At 65.8% G+C, this 14,935-nt stretch carries 17 protein-coding genes; 10 read left to right on the top strand and 7 right to left on the bottom strand.

From position 1 onward, the window contains the following. Positions 1-8: 8 nt before the first annotated feature. From kdpB to ACM9HJ_RS17670, 4 genes are all read right to left on the bottom strand, one after another. A complete protein-coding gene (kdpB, locus tag ACM9HJ_RS17685) occupies positions 9-2,090 on the bottom strand; it encodes a potassium-transporting ATPase subunit KdpB (protein WP_416573080.1) in 2,082 nt (693 codons plus the stop codon). 16 nt (positions 2,091-2,106) lie between these two features. Next, positions 2,107-3,816, bottom strand: coding sequence for a potassium-transporting ATPase subunit KdpA (kdpA, locus tag ACM9HJ_RS17680; RefSeq protein WP_416573079.1), 1,710 nt, complete (start codon positions 3,814-3,816; stop codon positions 2,107-2,109). Positions 3,817-3,845: 29 nt separating this feature from the next. Then, a complete protein-coding gene (locus ACM9HJ_RS17675) occupies positions 3,846-3,932 on the bottom strand; it encodes a potassium-transporting ATPase subunit F (protein ID WP_416573105.1) in 87 nt (28 codons plus the stop codon). Between the two features lie 306 nt (positions 3,933-4,238). Further along, positions 4,239-4,664: a septal ring lytic transglycosylase RlpA family protein gene (locus tag ACM9HJ_RS17670; protein ID WP_416573078.1), complete on the bottom strand. Its 426-nt coding sequence runs from the start codon at positions 4,662-4,664 to the stop codon at positions 4,239-4,241. A 253-nt stretch (positions 4,665-4,917) separates the two neighbouring features. Between ACM9HJ_RS17670 and ACM9HJ_RS17665 the strand changes: the two genes are divergently transcribed. The 10 genes from ACM9HJ_RS17665 to ACM9HJ_RS17620 all read left to right on the top strand — a co-directional run bounded on the left by ACM9HJ_RS17665 (position 4,918) and on the right by ACM9HJ_RS17620 (position 11,541). Then, entirely contained in the window at positions 4,918-5,169 is a 252-nt protein-coding gene (locus ACM9HJ_RS17665; RefSeq protein ID WP_416573077.1) for a hypothetical protein, read from the top strand. A 96-nt stretch (positions 5,170-5,265) separates the two neighbouring features. Beyond that, entirely contained in the window at positions 5,266-6,312 is a 1,047-nt protein-coding gene (gene pseI / locus ACM9HJ_RS17660; protein WP_416573076.1) for a pseudaminic acid synthase, read from the top strand. Next, positions 6,309-7,055 (top strand): cytidylyltransferase domain-containing protein, encoded by a 747-nt coding sequence (locus ACM9HJ_RS17655; protein WP_416573075.1) that lies wholly within the window; start codon positions 6,309-6,311, stop codon positions 7,053-7,055. Before pseI ends, ACM9HJ_RS17655 begins: the two co-directional genes overlap by 4 nt. Before the next feature lie 16 nt (positions 7,056-7,071). Beyond that, positions 7,072-7,302 carry an acyl carrier protein gene (locus tag ACM9HJ_RS17650; protein WP_416573074.1) on the top strand — a complete coding sequence of 77 codons (231 nt, stop codon included), beginning with the start codon at positions 7,072-7,074 and terminating at the stop codon, positions 7,300-7,302. A gap of 1 nt (position 7,303) precedes the next feature. Further along, complete coding sequence (locus tag ACM9HJ_RS17645) at positions 7,304-8,134, top strand: alpha/beta fold hydrolase (RefSeq protein ID WP_416573073.1); 831 nt, start codon at positions 7,304-7,306, stop codon at positions 8,132-8,134. Further along, positions 8,131-8,382, top strand: coding sequence for an acyl carrier protein (locus ACM9HJ_RS17640; RefSeq protein WP_416573072.1), 252 nt, complete (start codon positions 8,131-8,133; stop codon positions 8,380-8,382). The genes ACM9HJ_RS17645 and ACM9HJ_RS17640 overlap by 4 nt, the downstream gene beginning before the upstream one ends. A 4-nt stretch (positions 8,383-8,386) precedes the next feature. Beyond that, positions 8,387-8,566: a hypothetical protein gene (locus ACM9HJ_RS17635; protein ID WP_416573071.1), complete on the top strand. Its 180-nt coding sequence runs from the start codon at positions 8,387-8,389 to the stop codon at positions 8,564-8,566. 41 nt (positions 8,567-8,607) lie between these two features. Beyond that, positions 8,608-9,762 (top strand): AMP-binding protein, encoded by a 1,155-nt coding sequence (locus ACM9HJ_RS17630; RefSeq protein ID WP_416573070.1) that lies wholly within the window; start codon positions 8,608-8,610, stop codon positions 9,760-9,762. Continuing rightward, complete coding sequence (locus tag ACM9HJ_RS17625; RefSeq protein WP_416573069.1) at positions 9,759-10,487, top strand: SDR family NAD(P)-dependent oxidoreductase; 729 nt, start codon at positions 9,759-9,761, stop codon at positions 10,485-10,487. Before ACM9HJ_RS17630 ends, ACM9HJ_RS17625 begins: the two co-directional genes overlap by 4 nt. Positions 10,488-10,503: 16 nt before the next feature. Next, entirely contained in the window at positions 10,504-11,541 is a 1,038-nt protein-coding gene (locus ACM9HJ_RS17620) for a 3-oxoacyl-ACP synthase III family protein (RefSeq protein WP_416573068.1), read from the top strand. Here the strand turns inward: ACM9HJ_RS17620 and ACM9HJ_RS17615 are convergent. From ACM9HJ_RS17615 to ACM9HJ_RS17605, 3 genes are all read right to left on the bottom strand, one after another. After that, positions 11,525-11,986, bottom strand: coding sequence for a flagellar biosynthesis repressor FlbT (locus ACM9HJ_RS17615; protein ID WP_416573067.1), 462 nt, complete (start codon positions 11,984-11,986; stop codon positions 11,525-11,527). The two genes, ACM9HJ_RS17620 and ACM9HJ_RS17615, sit on opposite strands and share 17 nt — an antisense overlap. Positions 11,987-12,208: 222 nt before the next feature. After that, positions 12,209-14,104: a flagellin gene (locus tag ACM9HJ_RS17610; protein ID WP_416573066.1), complete on the bottom strand. Its 1,896-nt coding sequence runs from the start codon at positions 14,102-14,104 to the stop codon at positions 12,209-12,211. A gap of 266 nt (positions 14,105-14,370) precedes the next feature. Next, a complete protein-coding gene (locus tag ACM9HJ_RS17605; RefSeq protein ID WP_416573065.1) occupies positions 14,371-14,850 on the bottom strand; it encodes a hypothetical protein in 480 nt (159 codons plus the stop codon). Between the last annotated feature and the right edge of the window lie 85 nt (positions 14,851-14,935).

Raw genomic sequence — 14,935 nt, 5'->3', positions numbered from 1 at the left:
GATACTCCTTACGCCAGACCCAGGGCCGTGACCGCCATGTCGATCAGCTTGATGCCGACGAACGGCACCACCAGCCCGCCCAGCCCATAGACCAGCAGGTTGCGCGACAGCTGGCTGGCGGCGGAGCGGGCGCGGTAGGCAACCCCCTTCAGGGCCAGCGGGATCAGGGCGATGATCACCAGCGCATTGAAGATGATGGCTGACAGGATGGCCGATTGCGGCGTGGACAGGCCCATGATGTTGAGCGCGCCGAGTGCGGGGTAAAGCCCCGCGAACATGGCCGGGATGATGGCGAAATACTTGGCCACGTCATTGGCGATGGAGAACGTGCTCAGGGCCCCGCGCGTCATCAGCAGCTGTTTGCCGATGGACACGATCTCGATCAGCTTGGTCGGATCGCTGTCCAGATCGACCATGTTGCCGGCCTCACGCGCTGCCTGCGTGCCGGTATTCATGGCCACGCCCACATCCGCTTGTGCAAGAGCGGGCGCGTCGTTGGTGCCGTCACCGCACATGGCAACCAGGCGGCCATCGGCCTGTTCCTTGCGGATCAGGTTCAGCTTGTCCTCCGGCGTGGCCTGGGCCAGGAAATCATCGACACCGGCTTCCGCCGCGATCGCTGCCGCCGTCAGCGGATTGTCGCCGGTGATCATCACCGTGCGGATGCCCATGCGGCGCAGTTCGGCGAAGCGGTCGCGGATGCCGCCCTTGATGATGTCCTTCAGATGCACGATGCCCAGCACCCGGTCGCCCCGCGTCACGGCCAACGGCGTGCCACCGGCCTTGGCGATGCGTTCTGACAGGGCTTCCAGCTCCGGCATCTTCACCGATCCGGTGCCGCGCAGCGCCGCGACATGGCGCAGCACGGCATCCACGGCCCCCTTGCGGATCTGCACCCCGTCCAGGTCCACCCCACTCATCCGCGTCTGCGCCGCGAACGGCACGAACTGGGCGCGGTGGCCGGACAGATCGGGCTGACGCAGCCCATGCTTCTCCTTGGCCAGAACGACGATGGAGCGGCCTTCCGGCGTCTCGTCCGACAGGCTGGAAAGCTGGGCGGCCTCGGCCAGTTCCTTCTCGCCCACGCCGGGCAGGGGCAGGAATTCGGTGGCATGACGGTTGCCCAGCGTGATCGTGCCCGTCTTGTCCAGCAGCAGCGTATCCACATCGCCGGCGGCCTCAACCGCGCGGCCGGAGGTCGCCAGCACGTTGAAGCGCACCAGACGATCCATGCCGGCAATGCCGATGGCCGACAAGAGCGCGCCGATGGTGGTGGGGATCAGGGTGACGAACAAAGCCACCAACACCACCACCGACACCGACCCGCCGGCATAGGCGGCGAAACCGGGGATGGACACCACGGCCAGCAGGAAGATCAGGCTCAAGCCCACCAGCAGCAGGTTCAGCGCGATCTCGTTGGGCGTCTTCTGCCGCTCCGCCCCTTCGACCAGGGCGATCATCCGGTCCAGGAAGCTGCTGCCCTGGGCCGCCGTAATGCGCACGACGATCCGGTCGGACAGAACGCGGGTACCGCCGGTCACGGCCGACCGGTCGCCGCCGCTCTCGCGAATCACGGGGGCGCTTTCACCGGTGATGGCACTTTCATCCACCGTGGCGATGCCGTCCACCACCTCACCATCGCCGGGGATCAGTTCACCGGCATCGACGATCACATGGTCACCCACCATCAGGCGGGCGGCGGAGATGGTCTCTTCACCCCCGCCCGCCAGTTGCCGGCGGGCCATGGCATCGGTGCGCGCCCGGCGCAGGCTGGCGGCCTGGGCCTTGCCGCGACCCTCGGCCACCGCTTCGGCGAAGTTCGCGAACAGCACCGTGAACCACAGCCACAGCACGATCTGGATGGTGAAGCCGGCATTGCCGACCCCTGTTGCCAGGTCGCGGACCAGCAGCACACTGCTGAGCACCGCCACCACGGCCACCAGGAACATCACCGGATTACGGATCAGCGTGGCCGGGTTCAGCTTGCCATAGCTGGCGCGCAGCGCTGGCCACAATATGTCGCCGTCCAGGAAGGAGGTGCCGGACAGGCGCTTGTTGCCATGACCGGTCAGGATATCTTCATGACGCATGATGCTCTCCGGTCGCTCAAGGGATGACCGAGGCGACGAGCATCAGATGCTCGACCACCGGACCCAGCGACAAGGCGGGGAAATAGGTGAGACCGCCGACGATCAGGATGACGCCCACCAGCAAGCCCACGAACAGCGGCCCCGTGGTCGGGAAGGTGCCGGCGGAGACGGGCACCGGGCGCTTGGCGGCCAGCGATCCGGCGGCGGCCAGCATGGGCACGATGATGAAGAAGCGGCCCACGAACATGGCGATGCCCAAACTCACCGTGTACCAGACGGAATTCGCCGTCAGCCCGCCGAACGCGCTGCCATTGTTGGCGGCCGCCGACGTGAAGGCGTAGAACACCTCGGAGAAACCGTGCGGCCCCGCATCCTGGATGCCGGCCGTACCCTGCGGGATGGCGACCGATACCGCCGTCAGGATCAGGATCATCGCCGGCATGGCCAGGATGGACAGCACAACCAGCTTGATCTCCCGTGCCTCCAGCTTCTTGCCCACATATTCCGGGGTACGGCCCACCATCAGGCCGGCCACGAACATGGCGATGATGGCCATCAGCAGCATGCCGTACAGGCCCGCCCCCACGCCGCCGACGATGATCTCGCCCAGCAGCATGTTGATCATCGGCACCATGCCGCCCAGCGGCATGAAACTGTCATGCATGGCATTGACGGCCCCGCATGACGCCGCCGTGGTGATCACGGCGAACAGGGCGGACATGGCGGTACCGAACCGCACCTCCTTGCCCTCGAAATTGCCCAGCGTCTGGTCGACATGGAAGCCGGCGAACAGCGGATTGCCGCCCGCCTCGGCCCAATAGGTGACACCCACGCCGGCGATGAACAGCACGCCCATGGCGCCCAGGATGGCCCAGCCCTGCTTCTCGTTCCCGACCATCCGCCCGAACAGGTTGGTCAGGCCGGCACCGATGGTGAAGATCAGCAGCATCTGCACGAAGTTGGACAGGGCCGTCGGGTTTTCGAACGGATGCGCCGAATTGACGTTGAAGAAGCCACCGCCGTTGGTGCCCAGCATCTTGATGGCCAGCTGCGACGCCACCGGCCCCTGGGCGATGGTCTGCTGTGCCCCTTCCACGGTGGTGGCCACCGTATAGGCATCGAAATTCTGCGGCACGCCCTGCCAGATGAAGAAGACCGTGGCCAGGATGGACAGGGGCAGCAGCAGGTACAGCGTCGCCCGGGTCATATCAACCCAGAAATTGCCGATAGTCTTCGCCGACCGGCCGGCGAAGCCGCGCACCAGTGCCAAAGCCAGGGCGATACCGGTGGCAGCCGACAGGAAATTCTGCACCGTCAGCCCAACCATCTGCGACAGATAGCTCATGGTGGTCTCACCACCATAAGACTGCCAGTTGGTGTTGGTGACGAAGCTGATCGCCGTGTTGAAGGCCAGCTCCGCCGGCAGGGCGGGTAGGCCCTGCGGGTTCAGCGGCAGTACATCCTGCACCCGCAGGATGGCATAAAGCAGAGCCGCACCGGCCAGGTTGAACAGCAGCATGGAAACCGCATAGGTCAACCAATGCTGCCCCGCCCGCTCATCGACGCCGGCCAGCTTGTAGAAGCACACTTCGACGGGGCGCAGGACGGGCGACAACAGCGTGCGGCGCCCTGTGAAAAGATGCGTCATGAAGCCGCCCAGCGGCCGCGTGACGGCGATGATGATCGCGCAATAGAGCGCGATCTGTATCCAGCCGATCAGGGTCAAGACTGAAAACTCCAGGGGGCCGGTGGCGCTCAGTAGCGCTCAGGCCGGCACAGGACATGGATCAGGTAAAGGGCAAGGCCGATAGCGGTCACCATGCCCAGGATCAGGTCCAGCATGGTCACAACCCCTCACAGGCATAGGCGAAGCCGATACCCAGGGCGAACAGCCCCAGGCCCAGCGCGATCATGATGATGTCAAACATGGGTTCCCCACATCGAATGGCCGTGCGGATGGCACGGCATCGTTGGTGATTGGACCCCGGAAGCCCATAAAGGTTCGAGACGGAACCAGGGGCTTTGGTATTAAAATCCCTTTATGCGAGGAGTGCCTACGTTGCGACCCTCTCTACCGTCACCCCGGCGGAGGCCGGGGTGACGGTAGATATTGCAGGAACCCTGGCGGCCCCACACCAAAGCAGGGACCTACCGCGCCGACAGGCATGGCCGCTCCGCCGGGCAGACCCTGCGCGGTGCTACCGGCGTCACCCGCACCTTGCCCACGCCCCGCAACGACAGGCCGACATGGGCGGCGGCGGCCTCCGACAGGTCCAGGCTGCGGCCCGGCTTGAACGGCCCCCGGTCATTGATGCGCACACGCACGCTTCGGCCCGTGCGCGGGTCTGCCACATCCAGGATGCTGCCGAACGGCAGGCAGGGATGGGCGGCGGTGAAAGCATTGCGGTCGAACCGCTCGCCATTGGCGGTGGGGCGGCCATGATGGCCGGGCCCGTACCAGGAAGCGGTCATGTCCACCGGTTGATCGATCAGGCAGCCATTGCCGGGTGTGGCGGCAGCCGGCAGGCAAGCCAGCAGGCACAGGCCGGCAAGGCCCGGAACCAGCAAGCGCATGTGAAATACTCCCACATCTTTCAAGGCGGGAACGGCGGGTCCGGCGGCATATGCCGTCATCGGAAAGCCGCATGTTCCGCTGGCCCGAAACTGTGGGGCGGGCCGGTTCCGATCAAATAAAAAGCCGTTTATGCGGGCCGGCATCCGCACGGAATAAGGGAAATTTTATCCGGCCCTGCCCTGTTCCACATGGAAGCCTTATGCGCCCCGGCCCGATGATCCGACCCATCGATCCACCATCCCGGAGGAACAGATGATCGAACTCGTATCCCTGGAACGCGCCAACCTGCTGGCCCGCCAGATCGCCACCGCCCTGGATCAGCCGACCCATGGCATGCGCATCATCCTGGTGCGGCCGGCTTGCCTGATCCACGCCGTGTCGCGCCGGCTGGCCTGGTACGGCATCCCGTCGCGCATCGCGCTGACCACCCAGCCCGGGATGCTGCGGCTGGAGGCGGGCGATGCGTCCCGGTCGGCCCGGACCAACCTCGCCTGGGCCGCATGAAGTCCTGCCCGGTTGCGTCGTCGCAACCGGGCCGCTTCCGCTGGCACCTTGGGCAATGCTACCATCACCGGACCGCCATCCCACCCGGCATCAGGCATGACCCAGTTCCCCGACCGTTTCCAGCCCAGCCAGCGACCCTTCCTGATCGCGGAGATGTCCGGCAACCATAATGGCGATATCGACCGCGCCCGCCGCCTGATTGATGCCGCGCGCGATGCCGGAGCCGATGCGGTCAAGATCCAGACCTATACGGCCGACACCATCACCATGGATGTCGACCGGCCGGAATTCCGGCTGGAAGGCGGGCTGTGGGCCGGCAAGACGCTCTATGAGCTGTACCAGGAGGCGCACACACCCTGGGACTGGCACGAAGCCCTGTTCGCCCATGCGCGACAAGCCGGCATCGCGATCTTCAGCAGCCCCTTCGACCCCACCGCCATCGACCTGCTGGAAAGCCTGGACACGCCGGCCTACAAGATCGCCAGTTTCGAACTGATCGACCTGCCCCTGATCCGCAAAGCCGCGGCCACCGGCAAGCCGCTGATCATGTCCACCGGCATGGCGTCGCTGGGCGAGATCGCCGAGGCGGTGGCGGCCGCACGCGAGGCGGGGAACAACAATATCGCCCTGCTCCATTGCGTCTCCGGCTACCCGACGCCGGTGGAGGATTGCGACCTGCGCACCATCCCGCACATGGCCCAGGCATTCGGCCTGCCCGTCGGCCTGTCCGACCATACGATGGGCGTGGCCGTGCCCGTGGCCGCCGTGGCGCTCGGTGCCACCATCATCGAAAAGCATTTCACCCTGGCCCGCGCCGATGGCGGGCCGGATGCTGCCTTCTCCCTGGAACCGGCGGAATTCAAATCCATGGCCGATGCCTGCCGCGCGGCCCATGCCGCCCTGGGCGACATCTCCTATGCCCTGAAACCATCCGAAGCCGGCGGCCGCACCTTCCGTCGCTCGCTCTATGTCGATCGCGACGTGGCGGCAGGCACGGTTCTGACCGAAACCCATGTGCGCTCCATCCGCCCGGGCCTGGGTCTGGCGCCCAAGCATCTGCCCGACCTGCTGGGCCGCACCGCATCCCGCGACCTGAAGCGGGGGGAGCCGGTGGATTGGACCATGCTGGGCAAGGCGCCGTGACGGAACCGCGCATCGTCGGCATCATCCAGGCCCGCATGGGCTCCACCCGCCTGCCCGGCAAGGTGATGATGCCGGTCGCGGGCAAAAGCCTGATCGCGCATCAGATCGACCGTCTGCGCCGCTCCCGCCACCTCACCGGTCTGTGCGTGGCCACCAGCGACCTGCCCGGTGACGATCCGCTGGCGGCGCATGTGGAAGGGCTGGGCATCCCCGTCTTCCGCGGCAGCGAAAGTGACGTGCTGGATCGTTTCTACCGGGCAGCGCTTGCCCAGCAGGCCGATATCGCCGTGCGCTTCACCGGCGACTGCCCCTTGATCGATCCTGCCCTGGTCGATGCGCTTATCGACCTTTACCGCACCGCCGATCCGCCGCTCGCCTACGCCGCCATCGACGTCGCCCGCTACCCGCGCGGGCTGGATGCGGAGATCGTGGGCATGCAGGACCTGTGCTGCGCCTGGGAAAAGGCACGGGAGGATTTCGAGCGTGAACATGTCATGCCCTTCCTCTGGCGCCGTCCCGACCGGTTCCGCCTGGGCTGGCTGAGCGATCCGACCATCAATGCCCCCTGGCGCTGGTGCGTCGATACGGAACAGGATTTCACGCTGGTACGGCGCTTGCTGGAAACGCTTTTGCCCGCTATGCCGACCTTCGGCTGGCGTGATGCGGATGGCGCCATGCGCGCCCATCCGGATTGGGCACTGATCAACCGGGATGTGGTGCAGAAAACCCTTCCCCCGACCTGATGTGAGGAGACTTGCCATGACCCGCGCTGATTTCCTGGCCGCCCTGGAGGACATGCTGGAACTGGACGAAGGCAGCCTGTCGCCCGACACCGCACTGGACAGCCTGGATAGCTGGGACAGCCTGGCGGTGATCAGCTTCATCGCCCTGGTGGACGAGCATTTCGACCATGTCGTGGCCGGTGAGGATCTGGCCAAGGCCAAGACCATCGGCGACCTGCTGGCCCTGACCGGCGCCGACCTCGCCTGACATGTCCGCCCTTCCCCGCCCCGCCATTCCCATCGGCCGCACCCGGCGGCAGGTGATCGACCTTGCCGGCAAACAAGCCGCCTGGATCAATGGCGGTCGCCTGGGCATTGGCGAGGGGGACTTGCCGCCGCTGGTCCTGCTGCATGGGCTTGCCGGCGACGCCCTGACCTGGCAGTTCAACCTGACGGCGCTCGGCACCGACCGCACCGTGCTGGCACCCGACCTGCCCGGCCATGGTTCCAGCACGCTGGATGTCGGCGCCGGTCATGTCGATGACCTCGCCCGCTGGGTGGGCACACTGATCGATGCCTGGGGTGTGCCCCGGGTCGATCTGGTGGGCCATTCGCTGGGTGCCCGCATCGCCCTGTCGCTGGCCCATCAGCGGCCGGAACTTGTGCGCCGGGCCACACTGATCGCCTGTGCCGGGCTGGGCAGCGACCTGGACCATCTTTTCCTGGACCGGCTTGCCGAGGCATCGGACCTGGAGCAATCCAGGCTGGCCGCCGCCAAGCTGTTCGCCGAACCCGTCCCCCTGGTCGAACCCATGGCCCGCGCCCTGACGCTCCGCCAATCGGTGCCGGAGAATCGGGCCGCCATCAAGGCGCTGCTGGATGCCAACCGCGCCGAACTGTCGGAACGGCTGGTCAAACGCGATTGGGCGCCGTCGGTGCCGGTGCAACTGATCTGGGGGCAACGCGATACGATCGTGCCGCCACCGCCCGCCGATCTCATCCCGGCTGGTATTCCCTTCCATCTTCTGCCCGGCGCCGGCCACATGCCGCATGTGGAGGCGGCCAGCCGCGTCAACGCCCTGATCGGGAGCTTCCATTGACCGACACGCACGCCATGCTGGACCTGATCGCGCGCGAGACGGCCCGCATCCTGGCCGAAAAGGGGGAGGCCGCGGCACCGGTGACGGCCGATACCGCCTTCCTGGACGGTCCCCTGCCGTTCGACAGCCTGGATCTGGCCACCTTGATCGTGGCGCTGGAAGGGGTGACGGGCAAGGACCCGTTCCGTCAGGGCTTCCGCCAGTTCAATACGGCCGGTGAGCTGGCCGCCCTCTACGCGGCGGCGTGACCCGATGCCCACCCCCTGGGAATGGATCGGCGGTTTCGTCGTCCTCTATCTGCTGCTCCTGGCCCGCAGCGCCTGGAAACAGGGGGAGTTCAAGCAATTCCTCTGGGGTCTGGGCATCGTCACTGGGTTGCTGGGCTTCATCGGCGGCGTCATCTGGGCCTGGATCGCCGTCAAGGGCGGCTGAAGTCCTTGGATTGCCGCCCCGCGCTGACGCATGATGGTGCCATGCGCCACCACCCTGCCCCATCCTGGATCAACCCTGCCTTCCGCCTGATCATTGGCGGCCGGGAGTGGGCATGGCCGGCGCTGGCGGCGAAGGCGGCGTGCCTGCCTGCGGAACCATTGGTCGCCGATGGCCATGACTTGCCCGGGCTGGTCTCGGCCCTGGTGGCCGGATGGGAACGGGGAATGCCCATCGCCCTGCTGCGCGGTGGCTTGCCGGCCCCGGAAAGCATGGTGGAGACGGGTCCGCTACTGCTCCTGGAAACCTCCGGCACCACCGGCACGCCCAAGCGCATCGCCCGTTCCTTCGCCTCCGTCCTGTCCGGGATCGAGGCCCCACGCGGCGGAGATGGCGGGCGCTGGCTGCTGACCTACGATGCCTGTGGATTCGCCGGGCTGCAGGTGCTGCTGACCGCCTTGGCCGGTGGCGGCGTGCTGCTGGCCGATCCCGACATGGATGCGGCGGGACTGGCCCGGCTGGCCGTTGACGGGCATGCCACCCACATCAGTGCCACACCCAGCTTCTGGCGCATGCTGTTGCTATCCAATGCCACCCCGTCGCTCACCCGCATCACGCTCGGCGGAGAAGCGGTGGATCAGGCCCTGCTGGATGCGCTGGCCAGCCGCTTTCCCGGCGTGCCGATCCGCTGCATCTATGCCAGCACGGAACTGGGAAGGCTGTTCACCGTCCCGGACGGCCGCGAAGGATTCCCCGCCGCCTGGCTGTCGCAACCACCCGGCCGATATTCATTCCGGATATGGAATGATATGCTTCAGGTGCGATTTGCCGACGACTGGCAGGATACCGGCGACCTCGTAGAGATTGTTGGAAACCGGGTTCTATTCCGTGGCCGGAATGATTTTGTCGTCAATGTCGGCGGCGCCAAGGTAAATCCGGCGTTGGCCGAAAACCGGCTGCTGTCCCTGCGCGGTATCACCGACGCATTGGTCTATGGCATCCCCAACCCCATCACCGGCGCCATCCTGGCCGCCGATATCGTCGCCCCGGACTGGCAGGGTGACGATGGCTGGCGGACACGGGTAAACCAGGCCCTGGCCGACCTGCCGACCGCCGCAAGGCCCCGCCGGCTGCGTCTGGTTGAAACCCTGCCCTTGTCGGCGGCCGGCAAGAAACGTCGCATCGCGGAGGAAGCATGAGCCGTCTCGTCATCGTCACCGGCGGCAGCCGTGGTCTCGGCCTTGCCATCACCCGCAGTTTGCTGGAGGCCGGCTACAGCGTTTCGACCTGCAGCCGCAGCCTGGGCGATACCCTGCCCGGCCTGCTGGAAGTCCATCCCGATCGCCTGTTCTGGCAACAGGCGGATATTGGCAATGCTGCCTCTACCCAAGCCTTCATCGATGCCACGGTGCAGCGTTTCGGTGCCCCCTGGGGCCTGATCAACAATGCCGGCATCGCACGCGAGGGTATCCTGGCCACCCTGCCGCTGGTGGAGGTGGACCATCTCATCCAGACCAACCTGACCGGTGCCATCCAGGTGGCGCGCGGCGTGCTGCGCCACATGCTGTCGCGGCCGGGTGGCGGGCGGATCATCAACATCTCCTCCATCATCGGCCAGCGCGGCTATACCGGCCTTGCCGCCTATGCCGCGACCAAGGCCGGGCTGGACGGGTTGACCCGTGCCCTGGCGCGCGAGGTGGGGCGGCGGCAGATCACCGTGAACAGTGTGGCGCCCGGCTATCTGGACACCGAAATGTCGGGCACCCTGTCGGCCGGACAGCGCGACCAGATTGTGCGGCGCACGCCCCTGGGTCGGCTGGGCACGGCGGCGGACGTGGCACCCGCCATCCTGTTCCTGCTGGGCAATGGCGGCGCCTATATCACCGGCCAGACCCTGACCATCGATGGCGGTATCACCTGCTGAGGGAAAGGCACGGCGCATGGCCCAGGCAAGCATCAACGGCATCGCCCTTCGCGGCATCGTCTCGGCCCTGCCCACAGGCGTGGAGGATGTGACGCATCTGGCCGCCCGGTTCGGGGCGGAACAGGCCGAACGCATCGCCGCCGCCACGGGCATCCGGCGCCGCCATATCGCCGCCCCCGGCCAATGCATGTCCGACCTGGCCCTACCGGCAGCCAGGGAACTGCTGGACGGGCTGGGCTGGGCATCCGATTCGGTCGACCTGCTGATCTGCGTTACCCAGACGCCCGACCATCCCCTGCCCGCCACCGCCTGCCTGCTGCAGAACCGCCTGGGGCTGGGCCGGCAATGCGCCGCCTTCGATGTGGGCCTCGGCTGTTCCGGCTATGTGTACGGCCTGTGGCTGGCGGCATCGCTGCTGTCCAGCATGGGACGCGGCCGGGCCCTGCTGGTGGCCGGCGACACGACCAGCCGTACCCTGGACCCACAGGACCGGTCCGTGGCCCCGCTGTTCGGCGATGCCGGTACGGTGACGGCGCTGGAATGGGATGCCGATGCCGGCCCCCTGACCGTGGATGTCGGTACCGACGGGGCCGGCGGGCCCTATCTGATCCAGCCGGGCGGCGGGGCACGGCAGCCGGACGGCCCATTGCTGTTCATGGACGGCACCCAGGTCTTCGCCTTCACCCTGCGCGAGGTGCCGAAGGCCATAGCATCCACCCTGGCGGCATCCGGCAGGACCATCGCCGATATCGACCATGTCGTGCTGCACCAGGCGAACGAGATGATGCTGCGCCGGCTGGGGGCCAAGATCGGCGCGCGGGAGGACCAGTTGGTCCTGGCCCTGGCCGACCGCGGCAATACCAGCTCCGCCACCATTCCGCTGGCCATGACGGACGCACTGGCCCCATCCTTGACGGACGGAGAGCGAAACCTGCTGTTGTGCGGCTTCGGCGTCGGCTGGTCCTGGGGTACCACCGTCTGGCGGACAGGCCCGGCGCGGGTCTGCCGGACCATCCTGGTAAATGCCAGCGGAGAGATTATTCCGGCTGGTTGAGCACGGGGCGGCGGCGGACCTTGGTCACCACCACCGGCGTCTTGGCCGGCTTTTCCACCGCGTCGGAGGCCGGGGCCGCCGACTCGGCCGGAAACAGCTTCCGGCAGATTTTCAGCGCGCGATAATAATTCCCGGTCTGAACCAGCGTCTGGACATCGTCGAACAGCGCCGCCTCGCCCGGATGGGACAGCCGCGCCTCTTCCAGGATGATCCCGAACTTGATCAGGTTCAGTTCGGCATCCTCGGGAAAGATGTAGATCAGCTGGATGATGAAATAGAGCTTCTTTTCAATGGTATCGCAGTTCTCCTCCTTCAGGATTTCCCGTCCGCGCAGGAAATTGACCTTGTTGTAGAAGAACAGCGAGACCGGATGATCGCCGACGCCCAGAACGGCACCGTTCACGATCAGCTTTTCCCCCGGTCGCAGGACAAGTTTCAAAGGCACGGCAGCATTCCCGTTTCAATATGCCCAGACATGGCCGCGGCCGCCCCGGGCAGAACAAGGAAGTAAGCCACCCACCCCCCGCTGGTCACGAAAAAACGGATACGGGCACCGTAACTTTTTGACCCAGGTCCGGTTCGGCGACAGCGGGAAGCAGGGGAGAGGCCAGAATCAGGAACGGCGGGCTTTTGGCCCGCCGTTCCCTTCGCCTTACGGCCCTGAGGCTTAGAACAGCCGCAGGATCGACTGCTGGGCCTGGTTGGCCAGGGAGAGGGAGATGGTGCCCAGCTGCTGGCGGGTCTGCAACAGCAGCAGGTTCGCACCTTCCTCGTTCTGGTCGGCCTGGACCATCTTGTTGGAACCTTCAACCAGCACGTTGGAGAACTCGCTGGTGAAGCTTTCGCGGGTCTGGATGACGTTCAGGTTCGTGGACAGGGCCTGCGACGCGCTGCGCAGCGTCGAGGTCGCGAAGTCCAGGCTGGCCACGGCCTTGTCGATGTCCGAACGATCCAGGAAATCGTTCTGGGCATAGTCGATGCGCAGGCCCTGACCACCCGAGGTCACGTTGCGGCTGACAACCTGGATGTTCGACGTGTTGTCCGCGTTGAACTGCACGGCCAAGTCGTTTTCCGTGTTGGCGTCGGTACGCTGCACCGTCGTCAGGTTGGCGGACGAGTTGGCCGAAGCGGTGGCCTTGACGGTCTGGCTGTCGACCGTGACACGGACCGTGCCGCTGTCGAAGTTCAGCGAGTTCTCACCATCGGCCAGCTTGCCGGCGCCGCGGGCATTGTTGCCGGAGCGTTCGACCGTCACGCCGTTCAGGTTGGTCGCCGACAGAGTGATGTCGACATTCTTCTCGATCGTGGATGCGCCATTGGCCGAGGTGCCCAGGGCTTCCAGCTGCGCGCGGTCAACCGTGAAGGAGATCGACGTGCCCGAGGAGAAGGTGATCGACACGGCCTTGCTGGCGGTGTTGGTGCTGGTGGCGCCGATGGAGAAGCTGGTGCCCGTGCCGGACGTGTCGTTCGACGTGATGGTGAAGCCGTCGTTGCTGCCGTCACCGTCGGCATCATCGCTGGCGATGGTGAAGCGGTTGGAACCGGTGGCACCGACACCCGCCTCGACCGCGGCCTGCAGGCCGGTGGCGATGGCTTCGCGACGATCAACCGGATCAGCGCTGGAAACGTCGGCAGCAGTGGCCTTGTAGGTGAAGGCCTGGCCGTTCACGGTCGCCGTGAAGGTATCGCCCTCTTCGATGGCGCCACCGATCGTGACCTTGGAAACCTGCGACACGCCGGAGACGCCGCCGCCACCGGGCTTGCCGGCCGTCACGCTGCTGGCGGTGGCGGACTGGGTGTTGTCGAAGAACTTGACGGTACGCGACTCGCCATTCTCCGTCACAACCGCGGTACGCTCACGGCCGCTATTGCCGCGCATTTCGATCTTGATGTCGGCGAAGTTGCCGGCGGTGGCGGACAGGGTGCCCGAAACCTTCAGCGAGGTGATGCCGCGGCTGTCTTCGGCCTTGGCGATATCTTCCAGGTCGGCGCTGATGGCGCCCGTGCCGGAAACGCTGACCGAATAGGTGTCGGCGCTGACCACATTGGTCACGCGGCTGTTCGACAGACCCTCCAGCGCGTTCACTTCGGCGCGGCTTTCAGACGTGCTGTCCAGCGTCAGACCGTTACCGGTCAGCAGGTTCTTGCCCTGGTAGCCGCTATCGCCAGCGATCTTGTCGATCTGCTCCTTGATGCGGTTGAACTGCTCAGCCAGCGACTTGCGGGTCGAGATGGAAGCAGCGTCATTGCCCAGGTTGGAATAGGCGGTGGTGGTCAAGCCCTTGGCCTGCTCGACCAGATCCTCGATGGCGGTGATGCCCTTGTCACCGGCCTGGATCGTGCTGATGCCCTGGCCCATCGCCTCCTTGAGGCTGGACAGGTCGCTGGCACGGGTGTTCAGGCCCTTCGCGGCGAAGAAGGAGGTGGGGCCGTCAAGGGCGCTGTTAACCTTGTTGCCCGTCGCCAGACGCGACTGGATCGACTCGACCTGCTTGTTGGTCTTCTGCAGGAGGAGGAGGTTGTTCCGCATACCAGCGGTAAGGCTGACGTCACTCGAAGACATAGTGTCTCTCCTTTGGAGGTATGATCTACCCGAATTTTTCGGGTTAAGGGCAGGGAACACCCTTATCCGGAAAGAGTCAAGCCGTTTGAATCAGGCTTTGCGCTCGACTATCCGTAGGGTCAGGTTACCACCCCACGGCACGCGTCACCGGACGTCAAATAATTCCCCGCCACGGGCCAGAACAACTCCCGCCCGCAATTAAATAAAATGCCGGATACCCTGGCTGCGCTCCGGCATCGGAATATTCGGCATCAAAGAGAGTAAGGTCAGGCGACGAAGTTGACTGTGCTGACCACCGTGCCGCCGCCGCCGATGGCGACCGTGGGCGAAGCCGCCACGGTGGGCGAGGTACCGGCCCCCGACGAGACACCGAATCCCGGCGTACCGCTGGTCGAAACCACACCGAAACTGCCGCGCGCCAAGGACAGGAGGCGATTGTCGGCAGAGGCTTCGCCACCACGCTCCTCTCCCGCGTCCGGCACAAGGCCCTCGCGGCCCCTCAACTGGTACTCGCGCACCACCCGCTTGGAAGGATACTGGTTTTCCACATCGCCGCTGCCGCCATCGCGGAACATCAGGACCGCCACGGCGGCGTCGCTGTCATATTGCAGGACGGGACTGATATAGGGAAGGCTGCTGGCCCGGATGGCTTGGGGCGGAGTCGACTCTTCTACCGCCGCGGCGCTGCTGGGCGTAACCGCGGTCGCGATAGGTGCCGCTACACTCCTGATCCCCTCGATCTGCATGGCCGTGAGCCTTCTTCTCCAGACCATGACATTAACCTAGTTCCCAAAGGCGTGCAAACGGATTCTTCAGCGCCGCCAAGTAGGC

This window comes from Niveispirillum sp. KHB5.9 (assembly GCF_048066115.1).
Classification (GTDB): Bacteria; Pseudomonadota; Alphaproteobacteria; order Azospirillales; family Azospirillaceae; genus Niveispirillum.
Note: the sequence above shows the minus strand (reverse complement) of the source record. Positions and strands in the feature narration are given on the sequence as shown.